This window comes from uncultured Catenibacterium sp. (genome assembly GCF_900540665.1).
Taxonomy (GTDB): Bacteria; Bacillota_I; Bacilli_A; order Erysipelotrichales; family Coprobacillaceae; genus Catenibacterium.
This window is the reverse complement of the sequence record NZ_UQGV01000001.1, coordinates 37,015-53,736: the sequence shown is the minus strand read 5'-3', so window position 1 is coordinate 53,736 and position 16,722 is coordinate 37,015. Positions and strand designations below refer to the sequence as shown.

The 16,722-nt window shown below is 34.2% G+C and carries 22 protein-coding genes; 4 read left to right on the top strand and 18 right to left on the bottom strand.

The window, feature by feature from the left end:
• Window positions 1-57: 57 nt before the first annotated feature.
• Window positions 58-798, top strand: coding sequence for a YebC/PmpR family DNA-binding transcriptional regulator (locus QZQ55_RS00355; RefSeq protein WP_006505107.1), 741 nt, complete (start codon window positions 58-60; stop codon window positions 796-798).
• 288 nt (window positions 799-1,086) lie between these two features.
• On the opposite strand, the gene QZQ55_RS00350 is transcribed toward QZQ55_RS00355, so the two are convergent.
• Entirely contained in the window at window positions 1,087-1,293 is a 207-nt protein-coding gene (locus QZQ55_RS00350; RefSeq protein WP_295088469.1) for a hypothetical protein, read from the bottom strand.
• A gap of 355 nt (window positions 1,294-1,648) precedes the next feature.
• Between QZQ55_RS00350 and QZQ55_RS00345 the strand changes: the two genes are divergently transcribed.
• Window positions 1,649-2,071: a hypothetical protein gene (locus tag QZQ55_RS00345; RefSeq protein WP_295088466.1), complete on the top strand. Its 423-nt coding sequence runs from the start codon at window positions 1,649-1,651 to the stop codon at window positions 2,069-2,071.
• Window positions 2,072-2,175: 104 nt separating this feature from the next.
• The gene (locus QZQ55_RS00340; RefSeq protein WP_295088464.1) at window positions 2,176-2,781 is read left to right on the top strand and encodes a recombinase family protein; all 606 of its coding nucleotides are present in this window, start codon (window positions 2,176-2,178) and stop codon (window positions 2,779-2,781) included.
• Between the two features lie 13 nt (window positions 2,782-2,794).
• On the opposite strand, the gene QZQ55_RS00335 is transcribed toward QZQ55_RS00340, so the two are convergent.
• From QZQ55_RS00335 to cdaA, 12 genes are all read right to left on the bottom strand, one after another.
• The gene (locus tag QZQ55_RS00335) at window positions 2,795-3,112 is read right to left on the bottom strand and encodes a hypothetical protein (protein ID WP_295088462.1); all 318 of its coding nucleotides are present in this window, start codon (window positions 3,110-3,112) and stop codon (window positions 2,795-2,797) included.
• Entirely contained in the window at window positions 3,102-4,178 is a 1,077-nt protein-coding gene (gene alr, locus QZQ55_RS00330) for an alanine racemase (RefSeq protein ID WP_295088459.1), read from the bottom strand. The genes QZQ55_RS00335 and alr overlap by 11 nt, the downstream gene beginning before the upstream one ends.
• Window positions 4,179-4,267: 89 nt before the next feature.
• Complete coding sequence (locus QZQ55_RS00325; protein WP_295088456.1) at window positions 4,268-4,879, bottom strand: HAD-IB family hydrolase; 612 nt, start codon at window positions 4,877-4,879, stop codon at window positions 4,268-4,270.
• Window positions 4,879-5,583: a purine-nucleoside phosphorylase gene (gene deoD / locus QZQ55_RS00320; protein ID WP_006506090.1), complete on the bottom strand. Its 705-nt coding sequence runs from the start codon at window positions 5,581-5,583 to the stop codon at window positions 4,879-4,881. The genes QZQ55_RS00325 and deoD overlap by 1 nt, the downstream gene beginning before the upstream one ends.
• A 4-nt stretch (window positions 5,584-5,587) precedes the next feature.
• Window positions 5,588-5,788, bottom strand: coding sequence for a hypothetical protein (locus QZQ55_RS00315; protein WP_295088453.1), 201 nt, complete (start codon window positions 5,786-5,788; stop codon window positions 5,588-5,590).
• Window positions 5,789-5,900: 112 nt separating this feature from the next.
• Window positions 5,901-6,323: a hypothetical protein gene (locus QZQ55_RS00310; protein WP_295088450.1), complete on the bottom strand. Its 423-nt coding sequence runs from the start codon at window positions 6,321-6,323 to the stop codon at window positions 5,901-5,903.
• 5 nt (window positions 6,324-6,328) lie between these two features.
• Complete coding sequence (locus QZQ55_RS00305) at window positions 6,329-7,444, bottom strand: aldo/keto reductase (RefSeq protein WP_295088447.1); 1,116 nt, start codon at window positions 7,442-7,444, stop codon at window positions 6,329-6,331.
• A gap of 44 nt (window positions 7,445-7,488) precedes the next feature.
• Entirely contained in the window at window positions 7,489-8,802 is a 1,314-nt protein-coding gene (locus QZQ55_RS00300; protein ID WP_295088444.1) for a HAMP domain-containing sensor histidine kinase, read from the bottom strand.
• The gene (locus tag QZQ55_RS00295) at window positions 8,802-9,455 is read right to left on the bottom strand and encodes a response regulator transcription factor (RefSeq protein WP_055233664.1); all 654 of its coding nucleotides are present in this window, start codon (window positions 9,453-9,455) and stop codon (window positions 8,802-8,804) included. The genes QZQ55_RS00300 and QZQ55_RS00295 overlap by 1 nt, the downstream gene beginning before the upstream one ends.
• A 76-nt stretch (window positions 9,456-9,531) precedes the next feature.
• Window positions 9,532-10,878: a phosphoglucosamine mutase gene (gene glmM, locus QZQ55_RS00290; protein ID WP_295088441.1), complete on the bottom strand. Its 1,347-nt coding sequence runs from the start codon at window positions 10,876-10,878 to the stop codon at window positions 9,532-9,534.
• Window positions 10,879-10,893: 15 nt separating this feature from the next.
• Window positions 10,894-12,003, bottom strand: a complete 1,110-nt coding sequence (locus QZQ55_RS00285) for a YbbR-like domain-containing protein (protein WP_295088438.1) — start codon at window positions 12,001-12,003, stop codon at window positions 10,894-10,896.
• On the bottom strand, window positions 11,996-12,796 hold the full coding sequence (gene cdaA / locus QZQ55_RS00280; protein WP_295088435.1) for a diadenylate cyclase CdaA: 801 nt from the start codon (window positions 12,794-12,796) through the stop codon (window positions 11,996-11,998). Before cdaA ends, QZQ55_RS00285 begins: the two co-directional genes overlap by 8 nt.
• 144 nt (window positions 12,797-12,940) lie before the next feature.
• Between cdaA and QZQ55_RS00275 the strand changes: the two genes are divergently transcribed.
• On the top strand, window positions 12,941-13,510 hold the full coding sequence (locus tag QZQ55_RS00275) for a phosphate propanoyltransferase (protein WP_295088433.1): 570 nt from the start codon (window positions 12,941-12,943) through the stop codon (window positions 13,508-13,510).
• A 31-nt stretch (window positions 13,511-13,541) separates the two neighbouring features.
• On the opposite strand, the gene QZQ55_RS00270 is transcribed toward QZQ55_RS00275, so the two are convergent.
• The 5 genes from QZQ55_RS00270 to QZQ55_RS00250 form a co-directional block, all read right to left on the bottom strand.
• Window positions 13,542-14,066, bottom strand: coding sequence for a flavodoxin domain-containing protein (locus QZQ55_RS00270; RefSeq protein ID WP_295088430.1), 525 nt, complete (start codon window positions 14,064-14,066; stop codon window positions 13,542-13,544).
• A 73-nt stretch (window positions 14,067-14,139) separates the two neighbouring features.
• Window positions 14,140-14,415 carry an HU family DNA-binding protein gene (locus QZQ55_RS00265; RefSeq protein ID WP_006506079.1) on the bottom strand — a complete coding sequence of 92 codons (276 nt, stop codon included), beginning with the start codon at window positions 14,413-14,415 and terminating at the stop codon, window positions 14,140-14,142.
• A 65-nt stretch (window positions 14,416-14,480) separates the two neighbouring features.
• Window positions 14,481-15,320 carry a MurR/RpiR family transcriptional regulator gene (locus QZQ55_RS00260; protein WP_295088427.1) on the bottom strand — a complete coding sequence of 280 codons (840 nt, stop codon included), beginning with the start codon at window positions 15,318-15,320 and terminating at the stop codon, window positions 14,481-14,483.
• A gap of 2 nt (window positions 15,321-15,322) precedes the next feature.
• Window positions 15,323-15,877, bottom strand: a complete 555-nt coding sequence (locus tag QZQ55_RS00255; protein WP_295088424.1) for a Fe-S-containing hydro-lyase — start codon at window positions 15,875-15,877, stop codon at window positions 15,323-15,325.
• Window positions 15,874-16,716 carry a fumarate hydratase gene (locus QZQ55_RS00250; protein WP_295088421.1) on the bottom strand — a complete coding sequence of 281 codons (843 nt, stop codon included), beginning with the start codon at window positions 16,714-16,716 and terminating at the stop codon, window positions 15,874-15,876. Before QZQ55_RS00250 ends, QZQ55_RS00255 begins: the two co-directional genes overlap by 4 nt.
• Window positions 16,717-16,722 lie beyond the last annotated feature (6 nt).

Here is a 16,722-nt window from a genome sequence, read left to right as displayed (position 1 = left end):
AATAATTAGCCTTTGTGTTTATAATGTGTAAGGAAATTTACAAGGAGGAATTAGATTATGGGTAGAGCTCATGAAGTACGTAAAGCCGCAATGGCAAAGACTGCTGCTAAGAAAACTAAACTTTATTCTTACTATGGTAAAGAAATCTATTTAGCAGCGAAGGCAGGCGGCCCTGAACCGGACGGTAATCTAAGCCTTAGAAGATTAATTGAAAAAGCAAAGAAAGATCAGGTTCCTGGAGACGTTATCAAGCGTGCGATTGATAAAGTTAAGAACGGTGCTGTAGAAGATTATGAAAGTGTACAGTTTGAAGGTTTTGGTCCTTCAGGATCAACTGTTATCGTTAAATGTTTAACAGATAACATCAACCGTACTATTTCACAGGTACGTCCTGCATTCACTAAATCAAAAGCTAAGCTTGGTGCTGAAGGTTCAGTATCTTATTTATATGATGTAGAATCTGTTGTTCAGTTCAAAGGAATGGATGAAGAAACTGCAATTGATGCATTAATCGAAGGCGAAGTTGATCCTAAAGATATCGTTACTTTAGAAGATGGCAGCTTAAAGATTACTGGTGAACCAACTGATTACAATGCAATCAAGACAGCTATTGAAAACAAGCTTCCTGATGTTGAATTTGATGTTGATGAAATCCAGACTAAACCACAGGAAACAGTTGAACTTGAAGGTGAAGATATGGTATTATTCGAAAGATTAATGAATCTTCTTAATGACTGTGATGATGTTGACCAGGTTTATCACAACGTTTCAAACTATGATGATGGTGAAGAAGAATAGCGAGAGCTATTCTTTTTTTCTTATGATAACAAAAAAAATACGGTTCACACTTCTTTTGAAGTGAACCGTATTTTTATTACTTATGTGTACTGACTACTCCCACGGGCAAGCCCGTGGGGTTCTTACTGTCAAGTTTAGCTTATAATCGTACATCATTTTCAGACTTTGGAATACAAGTGTAAATCTATTTAAGTAAGAACTTTTATTACCAAGCAGTCCAACGACCACATTAACGGTAAATTTCTATCTTACGATATGGAAGTATAATCAATCTCCCTGATGTTTATTTTATACTATTTTGATTCCACTATTCAATACTTTGATTCTATTAATCTTAATTCTTTTAATTAAGGCTTCTTCCTTACTGTAACACTTTTCAAATTCTGAAATACATCTGTCTCTATCTATATTCTTAGTCCTGTAATCATAGCAGTACAGCAGAAATGATGAATACCAGTCTCTTTGTACTAGAGTTCCATCTGATAGATGATACATCCTGTCAGATAATTTTTTCTTTATGTATTCATCTGCTGTATGGTCATATTGTGATGCTCTATAATCATTAGGCACTTCTATATATGTACCACCTGTGGTCTTGAACTTTTCTTCTACAGTAGCCTGAAACCCAGAAGGGCATCTATTCTTTATAGACCTGCCAAAACGTTTTTTCTTATTAAACTTACCCTTATGCTTAACTCAAGTAAAAATTATGTGGCTTTCATCCCATAGTCAAGCCTATGGGTTTTTCGCCACTAATTTATAACATTCTTATATACCAAAGTGAAACAATAAGATATTGTCATAGAAGGTAGAATTTGATACAATATTTAAACGGAGGCGTACAAGAACGATGAAAGATTTTATCAAAAAATTTGCACGTGAAATCAGTGTTTTTGGATTAGTACTTGTTGTTTTCCTTGGCTTATTCATTTATCGTCAGGCAACATATGCAACTTATACAACTTTATCAAGCACAAAGTTTGAACAGAAGATTGAAAATAAAGATAGCTTTATTCTTGTTGCAGGTGATAGTTCTGATAATACAATGAAATCTTTCCAGGAAGTTATGACAACTTACCAGACAAAGAATAGAAAAAATAAGCTTTATTATGTTGATACAAAAGGAAAGTCTAGTGATTACCTAACTAAGAAATTGAACGTCAATGTCTCTACACCTTGCACATTCATTATAAAAGATGGTAAAGTAACTGCTAAGTATCCTGGTGCTCTACAGTACTATTATTTCAAAGATTTTATTAATGCAAACCTATAAAAGAGATTGCCCAAAAGGCAATCTTTTTACTTGTAAAGTTTTTTGTTAATATATATAAGAACTTTATATTTTGTATAATCTCCATAATTAATGGAGGTACGGATATGAAATATGCTTATATTAGAGTTTCTACTAAAGACCAGAATATTGATAGACAGGTAGAAGCAATGAAAGAGGCTGGTATTGATAAGAGTAAGATGTTTATTGATAAGCAGTCAGGTAAGGATTTTGAACGTAAGAATTATAAGAAGATGTTAAGAAAGCTGAAAGCCGGTGATGAAGTGTATATTAAGTCTATTGATCGACTTGGTAGAAATTATGAAGAGATTATCGAACAATGGAGAATACTCACAAAAGATAAGGATGTGGATGTGAGTGTATTAGATCTACCACTTCTTGATACAAGAAATAAGATCAATGGCTTGACAGGAAAGTTTATTGCAGATCTTGTATTACAGATATTGTCCTATGTTGCCCAGATAGAAAGAGAAAACATTAGACAAAGACAAGCCGAAGGCATTAGAATCGCAAAAGAAAAAGGTGTTAAGTTTGGTAGACCAGTTATGGATATTCCAGAGAATTTTGATTCCATTTATCAGCTTTGGGAAAATAATTTAATTAGTTTAAGAGAAGCAGGAAGAATGCTGGAAATAAGTCATACCACATTTCAGAGACTTGCAAAAAGATATAATAAAGATGTCAGCCGTTAAAGCTGACATCTTTTTACTTCTTGAACTCTATTTCATCAACTGGTACATCACTTTTTAACTTATGGTTACAATGAGGACATCTCTTTTCTACACCTGTCACAAAGCTTCTAGACTTTGTAAAGACATCTACATGTCCACATGAATCACAGCGACATCTTTTCATCAATTTAAAGTTATAAGCCATAAGTAAGATATAAAGCATAACAGTCCCAATAGTTCCAAGTAAACCCCATGACATAAAGAAGCTGACTAATATACCAATAATAAGTAAGAAGTTAGAACCAATTTCTATTCTTCTAATTGTTTTTGCATATTGATTTCTACTTTTCATATATTCTCTCCACTCTTGGTGAAATGAGGCAAATGATTTCATAAGGGATTGTATTAATTTCCTTAGCCATCTTTGCGAGTGAGATATGTTCTCCAAAGATTTCTACATCATCGCCAGGTTTTACATTCCCATCTACCTTCACCATACACTGATCCATGCATACTCTTCCTACAACAGGATAGTAGTGGCCATTGATATAAACTTCTCTACCCTGATTTGCACGTGTAAATCCATCAGCATAACCTATTGGTAAAGTCGCGATATATTGATCTTCATCAGCTGTATAAGTCATACCATAACCAATCTTTTCACCTTTAGGTACAACTTTAACCATTGCAACTTTAGTATAAAGACTCATTACTTGTTTTAAATCTTTATTTTCTTCACCACGTGGATCTACACCATACATGGCAATACCGATACGTGTTAAGTTACCAAAGTCAGAATGATGGAACATCATAGCGGCAGAGTTATCACAATGAACATACTTAAAACGTTTATTACCTACAATAGACTTAAATAAAGCCAGCTGCTTTTCATATTCATCATCCTGTGAGAAATCATCTGCTGTCGCAAAATGAGTGAAAATACCTTCTACATCAATCTTTGCAGGATCAATCATTTCCATAGCCTGTTCAAATTCTTTTTCTGTTTTAAAACCAATTCTATTCATGCCTGAATCGATACTTAAATGAACTTTAACAGGTGCATCATAATGATGCATTTCATTAATCTTATTTAAGTAATCAAATGAGAATAAAGCAAGACTGATATTCTTCTCAATCGCAATATCTAAGTCTTCTAATGGCACTGCACCTAGTACTAAAATATCCTGTTTTACACCTAAATTTCTTAAGTCTACTGCTTCTTTTAAGGTAGCCACTGCAAACATCTGAATAATTGGTTCATCCTTTAAAATAGAAGCAACTTCCTTATAACCATGTCCATAAGCATTTGCTTTAATGATGGCTACCATAGGCTTTTTTGTTTTAGCATATAATGTTTCTACATTTTCTTTAATATAATCTAAACGCACTTTAGCATACGTATCACGATAACGTGTCATTTTATATTCCTCTTTTCTTAAATAAAAAGTATAAACTAGACATTTATACTTTTCAAGAACTGTTTGAAAAAGCAGCACTTATGTGCTGCTTAAAAGTCTGTTAAATGACCATCTTTTCTATCAACGCGATAACGATAACGGCATAATTCCAACATTGGCAGATCTGAATTAGAATCAGAATAACCATAAGAATGATCATAATCTATTTCTAGACCATGTTCCTTCATATACTGATTAATTCTAGCAACCTTGGCCTTGCCCTTGCAGTTCTCGCCAATAATATGAGATGTATAGTGTCCATCCTTCATTCTAGTTTTTGTTCCCATTAACTCGTCACAAGGAAGTGTATTAAAACGCATATACGCTTCTGCACTTGCAGTGACCAGAAATACAAGACATCCTTCTTCCTGTCTTTTCTTCATTTCTTCAACCATATGAGGATAATAACTTGGAACGATATCCTTTTCATAACACTCCTTGATTTCTTCTTCAGTAAGAAGATCTAAAGGAAAATGAACCCATGATTTCATCGCTTCCATTGAACAGATATGTAAAACATATCCAATTCCATAAGGAATAAGCGGAAGAAAACGGAACACTGATAAAGGATATTTCTTTAAAGTATATGACAATAGCTTCTTAATAGAATCACCATGGGCTATTGTATAATCAAAATCAAAAAATGCACACTTCTGTTTCATTAAGCAATCTCCAATGCGACTTCCATCATTGCAGTAAATGTTTTTTCTCTTTCTTCGGCAGTAGTTTCTGGTTCATCATTTACTAAAGAATCAGAGATTGTAAGTAATGTGAGAGCGTTCTTACCTAAATAAGCAGCTGTCGCAAATAATGCATAAGATTCCATTTCTACTGCAAGAACACCCATTCTAGACCATTTTTCTACAGAAGTTGTATCTGCATGATAGAAAATATCAGATGCTAAGACATTACCTACGTGATAGTTGATCTTCTTTTCTTTTGCAAGTGTTACAGCTTTTTCTAGTAATGAATAAGAAGAAATAGCTGAGAAAGTGCCTGGTAATTCATATTGGTGTGCAAAGTTAGAGTCTGTACATGATCCCTGTGCAATAATGACATCTCTAATATGAACATCCTTCTGCATAGAACCTGCACTACCAATACGGATAATGTTTTCTACATCATATTGTGTAAATAATTCATAAGAATAGATACCGATAGAAGGCATACCCATTCCTGAACCCATAATAGAAATCTTCTTTCCTTTATAAGTTCCTGTATATCCAAACATGTTTCTTACAGCATTAAACTGTACGACATCTTCTAGATATGTTTCTGCCAGATATTTTGCTCGTAATGGGTCTCCTGGCATTAAGACTGTTTTTGCGATATCACCTTTTTTTGCTTCATTATGTGGTGTTGCCATAATTCTATCTCCTTTTATAATAATTTTTTAGATCTGGTTTCTTACCTGATATGATTGCATCCTTGAGTACTTTATAATCTTTACTTGAATAGCCTGCTTTCGCAAATGAATCTGTCATTATGACAGGTGCCTGGTTATCACTCAAACCAACATATAATGCGATATCTTTCTTGTAGGCTAAAATATGTGTATCAATATCAATCATATGCAGCTGGATATTTTCATCATCCTTGAAATCGTCTATTAATATTCTACAATTTCCACAAGACTTAAGTCCATAGACTTTTACAGAATATACATTCTTTTTACATGATGTACTACTTAACAATAAACCTACGATCACTAAAATCTTGAGTAGGTTTCTTTCCATTAGCGACGCGTTCAATATCTTTTGCCAATATCTCTTCATCATCTGTTTCATATCCTAATAATGCGAAATAACCCTTTACATAGATAAATGGACCTAAACCATAAAATTCATCATCAAAATCCTTTAACGAATTCACTGCCTGGTCATAATGGACTGTTGTCTTCATATCATCCATATCGTACATCTTGATAGAAATATTCTTATAACGTTTCTTTAAATAAGGAATCGCATTCTTCTTAAATGCGATACATTCAGCACATGTCTTGACTGAATAGAATTCAATTGTGACAGGATGAGGTAATTCAACCTTTTTTTGTGTACATCCTGTTATTAATAATAAACTTAATAGACATACTACCCATTTTTTCAAATACATCACTCCTCTAATAGATCAGCACATTCTTTTAAATATTTGATGATAGATAACTGCTGTGGACAGACACCCTCACATTGACCACATCCTATACACTCAGATGCTTTCGCACTCTTTTCTATAATACCTTCATAGCGATTCTTTGCTTTATCCTTCATGCCATAAATCTTATACCAGTTCATCGCCTTGAAGATATCAGGGATTTCAATACCCATAGGGCAGCCTGGTGTACAATAACGACATGCTGTACAAGGAATAGACTCAATCGCATCCAATGCTTTTTGTGCTTCTTTAATTGTATTCTGTTCTTCTTCACTTAAAGGCTTAAAGTCCTTCATATAAGAAATATTATCTAATACCTGTTCCATTGTACTCATACCACTTAATACTGTAATGATCCCATCAAGTGATGCCACATAACGTACAGCCCATGATGCAATGGACATATGAGGATTCGCATTATATAGAATATCTCTTACTGAATCGGGAGGAGTAGCCAATGTCCCACCCTTAATAGGTTCCATAACAACAATAGATTTCTTATGCTTTCTCGCAATTTCATAATTAGCACGAGATGTAATAGCAGGATTTTCCCAGTCTGCATAATTTAATTGTAACTGTACAAATTCTACATCAGGATGTTTAGTGAGTAAATCATCTAATAATTGTGGTGTCCCATGGAAAGAGAAACCATAATGTTGGATCAACCCTTTTTCTTTTGCATCCTTCACAAAGTCCCATATATGATATTGATCATACAAAGCAACATTGGCATCAGATAATGCATGTAGAAGATAATAATCAAAATATCCTGCACCAGTTCTTTCTAAGCTGACCTTTAATTGTGCCTGACAGCTTTCTTCATCATGACACATCATCTTTGCATTGATCTTAGAAGCCAAAGTATAGGAATCACGAGGGTAACGTTCTACAAGCGCAATTCTAGTTGCTTCCTCTGAACCTTCATAGACATATGCTGTATCAAAATAAGTCAATCCAGCATCCATAAAGGCATCCACCATCGTCTTTGTTTCTTCAATATCAATCTGTCCATTAGTGCGTGGTAAGCGCATCATACCAAAACCAAGCTTTGGCGTATGTTCTCCAAAATAAGTCATATTCTCAACTCCTTTATTCTATTCTAACACAAAAAGCTTCCTAACTAGGAAGCTCTTTTCGTAAATATAAATGCAACGCCTGGATCTTTATTTTCAGCATGAATATCATAGCCATACATATCTGCAATTTTTGCGACAATAGAAAGACCTAAACCAAACTGTCCTTTCACCCCTTTAACATAAGGGTTGAAAAGATCCTCTTTCTTATCTTCATCAATAGGATCCCCATCATTATAGATAATAAGTGTATCTTTCTTTAATGTAATCATAATCACAGACTTCATATAACGTGACGCATTATCAATAATATTCTCTATCGCAACACGCCAATGCTCTTCATTACCGATAAAGGCTACATCATCTAGATCTGTTTCTATATGTATGTGCTGCATTGCTTCCATCTGCATAACAATATGTTCAATTAAATCTTTGATTGGGAAAGGTTTTAATTCACTTTCTTCTGCACTCAAGTAGTCTAGTCTATTTAAATAGAGTAATGATTTAACTTTATGTTCTAAGCGGTCCGCATTTTCTAAAATAACATCCATAGAACTTTCTTTATCACCATATGGGTAGATATCATCTTTCACACTTTGTCCATAGGTCTTAATAAGTGCAATAGGTGTTTTTAAGTCATGAGAAATGTTATGAATCATTTCTTCTTTGACCTTTTCCTGCTTCATGAGTTCATCCTTCATTGTCACAATCGCATTACCAACAACCCCTATTTCATCCTGTCTATCCATGACAAGGGTGCTATCCTCACGATTCGCAATAGAATCTACATAGGTTTTAATTTTCTTTAAAGGACGAATCAAAGAGATAACCCATAAAACAAGAACTAACGCAAAGATTGTGAGTACTGCATAAAGAATATAAATAATACGATTACGAATATCCCTAATCAGCTTATCTGAATAAGAGTTAGACATAATAGAAATCAAATACTCATCATCAACCTTCATAATACGATAATAATAGGTTTCTCTTGCATAAGTCCCTTTATTTTCTATCGTATAGTGTCTTCTACTGTTAACTATCTTCTCTAAATCACGTCCAAATAAGTAATTATAAAGTAATGTCAATGTAGTGGCATCACCATGCAGGTTACTAAATGTGAAGGCATTTTCTACTGGATCATAGACAATTGTATAAATAGGCTTCTCTTTATTATTAGAAGGCATGAAATCATATTCTACAGTATCTCTTTGTGATGTTTCTAGCTTTTCATACATCTGGTCATCGATAATATCATGAACATTAGAATCCACAACCGGCATAACAACAGCCACAAGCATAATAGCTAAACCTAGAATAACCACAAGAAGCTGTTTCAATAAAGAAAGGGATTTAAACATTAGTCTAATCTATAGCCAAAACCATAAATTGTCTTGATATTGATATTTGGCATCTTCTTTCTTAAACGTCTTAATGTATCATCTACGACACGGTCACTACCAAAATAGTTTTCATCCCAGACACGTGTTAAGACCTGTTCACGAGAAATCGCAATACCTTTATTCTTCATGAAATAGAGAAGTAGTTCATATTCTTTAGTTGTTAAATCAATTTCATGACCATTCTCTAATACTTTACGCTTTGATTCATCAATCATATAACCATCGATATCAATCATTTCAGTATCCTTATAAACACGCTTTAAGACATTATGAATACGAAGAATCACTTCCTTCATATTAAATGGTTTTGTGATATATTCATCACAGCCCTTTTCTAAACCTATAATACGATCAAATTCCTGATCTCTTGCAGACATGAAGACAATAGGCATATCAGGACGTGCTGATTTAATAGCAGTTAATAAGTCAAAACCACTATTCTTATCAAGCATGATATCAACAAGCCATAAATGAACATCATCATCACAATGCATTAAGGCTTCATCATATGTATAGAAAGAAGTACATTCATATCCTTCTTTTTCTAAATAAGTTCTTACTAGATCATTCAATTGTTTTTCATCATCAATGATGTTAATTTTGTATTTCAAGAGACTCACCTCCCATATTTACCATTATAGTGAAAATATTGCCAGCAAAGTGGCAATATTTTGTTAGATTATGTGATTATTTAACGGCATAGCCTTTTTCTTTAATAAGATTTACTACCTTAAGCACATTTTCATGACAGATTTCATCTGTCTGTGCTTCAACCATGACACGAATTAATGGTTCTGTACCAGATTCTCTTACTAGAATACGACCATCATCTCCTAATGTTTCTGTCACTTCTTCAATTGCTTTCTTGATATCTTCATCATTTAATACTTCAGCTTTATCTTTTACACGTACATTGATTAATAGCTGTGGATAAATAGTAACTGGTTCTGTTAACTGAGCTAAAGTCTTCTTATTTTCAATACATGTTTCTAGAATCTTTAATGATGTTAAGATACCATCACCTGTAGTTGCATGCTTAGAGAAAATAATATGACCAGACTGTTCTCCACCAATAACGTTGCCATTAGTCACCATGTTTTCATAAACATATTTATCACCAACAGCAGTCTTTGCATAACCAATACCAATCTTATCTAAAGCCTTATAAAGACCAATATTACTCATAATTGTAGTAACGATTGTATTGTTAGCGAGTTCATTGTTATTCTTTAACTCCTGACCACATACATAAAGAATCAAGTCACCATCAACAACTCTACCAAATTCATCTACAGCTAAACATCTGTCTGCATCACCATCAAATGCAAAACCGATATCTAAACCTTTTTCACGGACAAAGTTCTGTAATGCACCCATATGTGTAGAACCACAGTCAGTATTGATATTCACTCCATCAGGATGATCATTGATAACATATGTTTCTGCACCTAATGCATCAAATACTGCCTTTGCGATATTTGAAGACGCACCATTAGCACAATCTAAACCAACACGTACATTTCTAAATGCTCTCTTAGGAATACTCATTAAGTAACCGATATATCTGTTTCTACCCATAGAGTAATCAAAAGCACGACCGATATCATCCTTAGTTGCATATGGAAGTTCTTCAGTCAAACCATCAATATACATTTCAATCTGCTTTTCAACATCTGCATCAAACTTCTGACCTTTATCATTAATAAGCTTAATACCATTATCATAATAAGGGTTATGTGATGCAGAAATCATGATACCACAATCAAATCCATCAGTTCTTACAATATAAGATACTGAAGGTGTTGTAGTTACATGAAGAAGATATGCATCTGCACCACTTGCAGTTAAACCAGCTACAAGTGCATATTCAAACATATAACTTGAACGTCTTGTATCCTTCCCAATAACGATTCTTGCTTTATGATGACGGTTATAGTACCAGCCTAAATAACGACCTACTTTAAAAGCATGTTCTACTGTTAAATCCTTGTTTGCTTCTCCTCTAAAACCATCTGTTCCAAAATATTTACCCATCTTTACTTTTCCTCTCTATTTTTTCTCAATAAACATAGTCACATCAATAGTATTCTGTGATATCTTATTGATTTTGTCATTCCCCTGTAATGCGATACCAGATAAAGTTGTTGATCCTGATAAATTAGAAATATCGACCTGACATGTAATATAGTTAATATCACTAATATCAGTACGTTTACCATAGATTGTTACAGTAGAACTAGATAACTTATAATTTGTCATCTGATAGCCTTCCTGCAACTGCCCAACAAATTCTGGTTTAACTGGCACTTCTTTAGAATAAGAGTCAACATGACAGCTGACATTCACCTTTTCTGGTGCGATTGTACATTGTACTTCATTTCCATCTGCATCAAAAGCTTTAATTTCACATGCCTGTTCAAATGCCTTTGTCTTATCCTCCACATCAATAAGCGCCTGGACCTTATCAATCTTATCAAGATTATTCTGTGTCGCTGTTATTGTAACACGTTTTGTAGATATTGAATCGACTGAAACACTATATTTTTCATTTAATTTATCTTGATTAATAAACTTATAGCCTAAATCGAACTTTGCATCCACCTTAGGCAGAATCTTAATTGTCACTGTTTCAGGAATAAGCATCACAGTCAAATCACTATCAAAATTTCTTGTCTTTAATGTAACATGATGTGTTCCTTCATTATATTCAGATAAATCACAATAAACCTCATAATTACTTGTTAGCTTAGTTGTATAGATATCCATAGAAGGACCAATCAAACCTATTTCTACAGTTGGAGGTATTCCTGATACATCATAGCCATCCTTTAATCCTTCTACCTGTACTGGCACCTTCTTAAGAGTTGCCCCAGCCGTTGTAGAATTCATTACATCCCCACCAGAGAATGAAACAAATAAGAATAAAGCAAGCACAAATGAAAGAATACGCACAGAATGCTTATTCTCAAGAAGCTTATCTAACAGCTTATTAAAGTAGTTATAGCCTGTAGAAACCTTTTCTACTGTTTTTGTATAGGTCTGTTCTCTTTCTTCTTTTTTAGCTTCTGTCTTCTCTTTTTCAGATTTTTCTTCCTTTACAAACTGTAAGAAGAAATCCGTTGTAGAATCCGTTTGTTTCTTTTTCTTAGGATCAGTCATGGGATTCACCACCTTCTCCATACCAGTTCAATTCAGCAATTAATTTAGAGCGAAGCTCATTCAAATTGATTCTTGTCAATTCTCCATTCGCTGCAAAACTGACATTTCCTGTTTCTTCAGATACAACCACTGTCAAAGAATCTGTGATTTCGCTAATACCAATTGCCGCTCTATGTCTTGCTCCATACTGTGAAGGAATTTCCTTATTTGTAGGAGGATAAAAGCAGGCAGAAGCAACAATCATATCATTCTTTATAATAGTTGCGCCATCATGAAGAGGTGTTCCTTCATAAAAGATAGTTGTTAAAAGTTCTGCTTTAATAGATGCAGATACCTTCACACCAGTATTAATAAAATCCTGTAAAGACTGACGACGTTCAAAAGTAATAAGTGCACCTGTCTTATCCTTAGACATTGTTGTAATAGATTCAACAAGTTCATCCATTGCACGTTCTCTTTCATCATCAGATAAGCGATGCTGTACTTCATTTTTAGTCTGTCCCATCTTCTCTAATAAAACTCGTATTTCTGGCTGGAAGATAACAACAATAGCCAATACTCCCCATGTGATCACTGCATCAACAATTGTACCAAGAGTAACTAAACCTAGTACACTTGTAGTGGCCTTAACAAGAAGGACAACAATAACCCCTTTAAATAACTGCATAGTACGCATGTTTGTCTTGAACATCATGATACCATAATATAATAAAACCCATACTGCCAATAAATCAATAGCTGATTTTACAAACTTCCATATTATTGGTAATTCCGACGTAATAACATTTATCATAACATCAACCTCACTTACAAATATTATAGCAGTTTTAAGAATCAATGGAAATAAACATTGACAGGTTACACTTATAGATATTTGTAAAGTAAGCCTTTTCAAAACACATAAAAGGGTGTACAATACGTGACTAGGAGGCAGATTATGAGTAACAAAATTATTATTGAAACTTCAGCTAGACACATTCACTTAAGTCAGGCTGATTTAGAAACATTATTTGGTGAAGGTTATGAACTAACAAAGAAAAAGGATCTTTCTCAGCCAGGTCAGTTTGCATGTGCTGAAAAGGTAAAGGTTGTAGGATCTAGAGGCGAAAAAGCTATGTCTGTTCTTGGACCTGTTAGAGACCATACTCAGATTGAATTAGCTCTTACTGATGCAAGAGCATTAGGTTTAGAAGCACCTGTTAGAGGATCTGGAGACCTTGCTGGTAGTGGAGCTTGTAAATTAGTTGGCCCTAAAGGTGAAGTTGAATTAACTGAAGGCGTTATTGCTGCAAAACGTCATATCCATTTCTCTCCAGAAGATGCTGAAGCAATGGGTATTAAGGACCGCCAGATTGTAAAAGTAGAAGTTGAAACAAATGGTCGTTCTTTAATCTTTGGTGATGTTATGTGCCGTGTTAAAGATACATATGCTACTTTCATGCATATTGATACAGATGAATCAAATGCTGCTGGTGGACCTAAAGAAGGTACAATTATTGTTGATTAATTTTAAAGGAGAAGCAGGTCGCTTCTCCTTTTTATCTTGCCTTTGTTGCATAATCTTCAATTCTTTTGATCTTCTGTGAGAATAATTCTATTTCATGATTATCGAAGTTCTCAAAGATATTGATATGATGTTCTTTTGGAATGACTGGACGATTCTTATTCATGACTGCAAGAACCATCTTCTCCTGAATACTTAAATCAGGATAATAGATTGCACCGCCAAGTCCTGCCATTGTCGTTACATTCTTTAATATAGAATAATCAAACTCTTTAGTAATATAACTCATGAATTCAGCATGGAAAAGAGCTGTAATGTAAATAGAATAATGCTTCTTAATAAGTAATCCCTGATTCTTCTTGATAAAATCCACCATCTTTGGATCAAGTGCCCCATAATACACAGGAATACCTAAAACAATCGTATCTGTCTTCTCCAAGACAGCCATATCTAATTCATCTAGGTTCATCAACGTGCATGTATGATCAAGATATGTATTAATAACACGTGCTATTTTAGCTGTTGCTCCATGCTTTGATGTATAGAGTATTGTAATCATCCTCACCACTCCCTTTTATTTAATTCTAAACTAAATAATTAAAATAAAAAAGTGCCGAAGCACTTTTTTAATATTATTTATTCACTGCATCCTTAAGTGTAGAGCTTGCTTTAAAAGCAGGAACTTTACTTGCTGGGATTTCGATAGTTTCACGAGTTCTAGGATTAATACCTGTTCTCGCTTTTCTTTCTCTTACTTCAAAAGTTCCAAGACCTTTTAAAGCAACTTTATCACCTTCAACAAGAGCTCCAGATACTGCATCAACTAAAGCATTAATAGCACGTTCTGCATCAGCTTTAGTTAAAGATGCACCTTCAGCAACTTTTTCTACTAATTCATTTTTCTTCATGAATAGATACTTCCTTTCTTTTCAACTTGTTCCATTATACCATTTTGTTTGTACTACGTATATAGTTATAACAAATATTGATTATAGAGTAAACCATAACGCAAATATACAACATTTAAGAATGAAACTGTATCAATAAAGCCAGAAATAGAAGACTGTGTATAATCACTTTCTTCACCATTTAAATGGTAATAGTAATCTACTTCAGGATTTGTATAATCCTTATTCATAGTCACAATCAAAATACGAGCCTTCTGTTTCTTAACACGTGTAATCAATGAATCAATCAATTCTCTTCTTGCACGTACTGTCACAATAATAACCAGATCATTTTCTTCAATCAAATCAAGTCTTTGAACTTCATCTCCTCTATTCGCAAAAGCATAGAGGAACTTTTCAAGTTTCAACATCTTTAACTGAAAATCCTGACAGGCAATACGTGAGAACTGATAACCAATCATAAATACCTGAGGAGCATCATGAATAAGTTCGCAGATTTTATCAACATCTTTGATATCTAACTGCTGCTGTCCTAATTCCAATGATTTCTTTGTATCATCATAAACTTTATCTACAAGATATTGAGGATTCTTTTTAATCTTAAAATCGTCATCAAAAGAGAAATGAATTTCATCATGTGCTATTTCTAAAGCAATCGCCATTTCTTTTTTGAATGTTGCAAAGTTACGACAGTTTAAATCCTTGCAGAATCTTGAGATTGTTGCTGGAGATGTATAACAAAGCTCTGCAAGATCATTAATTGAAATACTAGGAATCTGTTCAAGATGTGTAAGTATTGTTTTCGCAATACTGTAATACATATCCTGTCCAGATGAAAAATTTACATATGTCATGAGAAGATATAGAATATCCGTCTCATTATAATCTCTAAATGGCTGATCCATAACTATTCCTTTCCTTCCAAATAATCCTGACGGCCTATTTCATAGAGATCATGTCCTTCACTATCAATTACAACAGTAAGTGGTAGATCTTCTACAACTAGACGACGTACCGCTTCAGGACCAAGGTCTTCATAGGCAATCACTTCACATGATTTAATACAAGAAGCTATAATCGCTCCTGCACCACCAATAGCACCAAAATAAACACCTTTGTATTTTTTCATTGCTTCTTTTACGTCGTTATTTCTTCTTCCTTTACCAATCATACCTCTTAATCCCTGTGCTAACATTGTAGGAGAATAAGCATCCATACGATAAGATGTTGTAGGTCCGCAGCTGCCAATAACATGACCTGGCTTTGTAGGTGTAGGACCCACAAAATAAATCACCTGATCATAAGGATCAAAAGGAAGTGTTTCATTGTTTTTTAATGCTTCTACAAAACGTTTATGTGCTGCATCACGTCCTGTATAAATAGTACCGCTTAATAATACCTGATCACCTGCATGAAGTGATTCAACCTTTTCAATAGTAAGAGGTGTTTCTAACTTTATCATAATGTAACCTCCTGATGACGTGATACATGACAGCAGATAGCCACAGCACAAGGTAAACCTGCAATATGAGTAGGACAAGTTTCCACATGTAAGGCAAGCGCTGTTGTCTTACCACCAAATCCTGCAGGACCAATACCAGTCGCATTCACCTTTTCCAACATTTCTTCTTCTAATGCATGATAACGAGGATCTGGATGATGTTCTTCTATCTTCTTGATCATTGCCTTCTTTGCAAGATAAGTAACATGATCAAATGTACCACCAATACCTACACCAATCACAATAGGAGGACATGGGTTAGGACCTGCATCTTCTACAACCTTTAAGATAAAGTCCTTTACACCCTCAATTCCATCACTTGGTTTAAGCATCTTCACCTGGCACATATTTTCACTGCCAAATCCTTTAGGTGCTACCGTAATCTTTAACTTATCTCCAGGCACAATATCATAATGAATAATCGCTGGTGTATTGTCTTTTGTATTAATACGGTCAAAAACAGGATCATCCACCACACTCTTTCTTAAATATCCTTCAGTATATCCCTGTCTGACCCCTTCATTGATTGCTTCTGTAAGGTTACCTTCTACATAGACTTCCTGACCTATTTCTACAAAAATGCATGCCATTCCTGTATCCTGGCAGATGGGTTCCTGGTTCTGAGATGCTATATCCGCATTTTCCTTTAATATTTCTAATGTATGTTTAGAAACAGGAGAATCTTCTGTAGAGATGGCTTCTAATAAACGGTTATAGACATCTGTAGGAAGATGACAAGCTCCTTTAATACATAATTCTTTGATTGTTTCTGTAATTGTTTCTGATTTAATTATTCTCATATAATC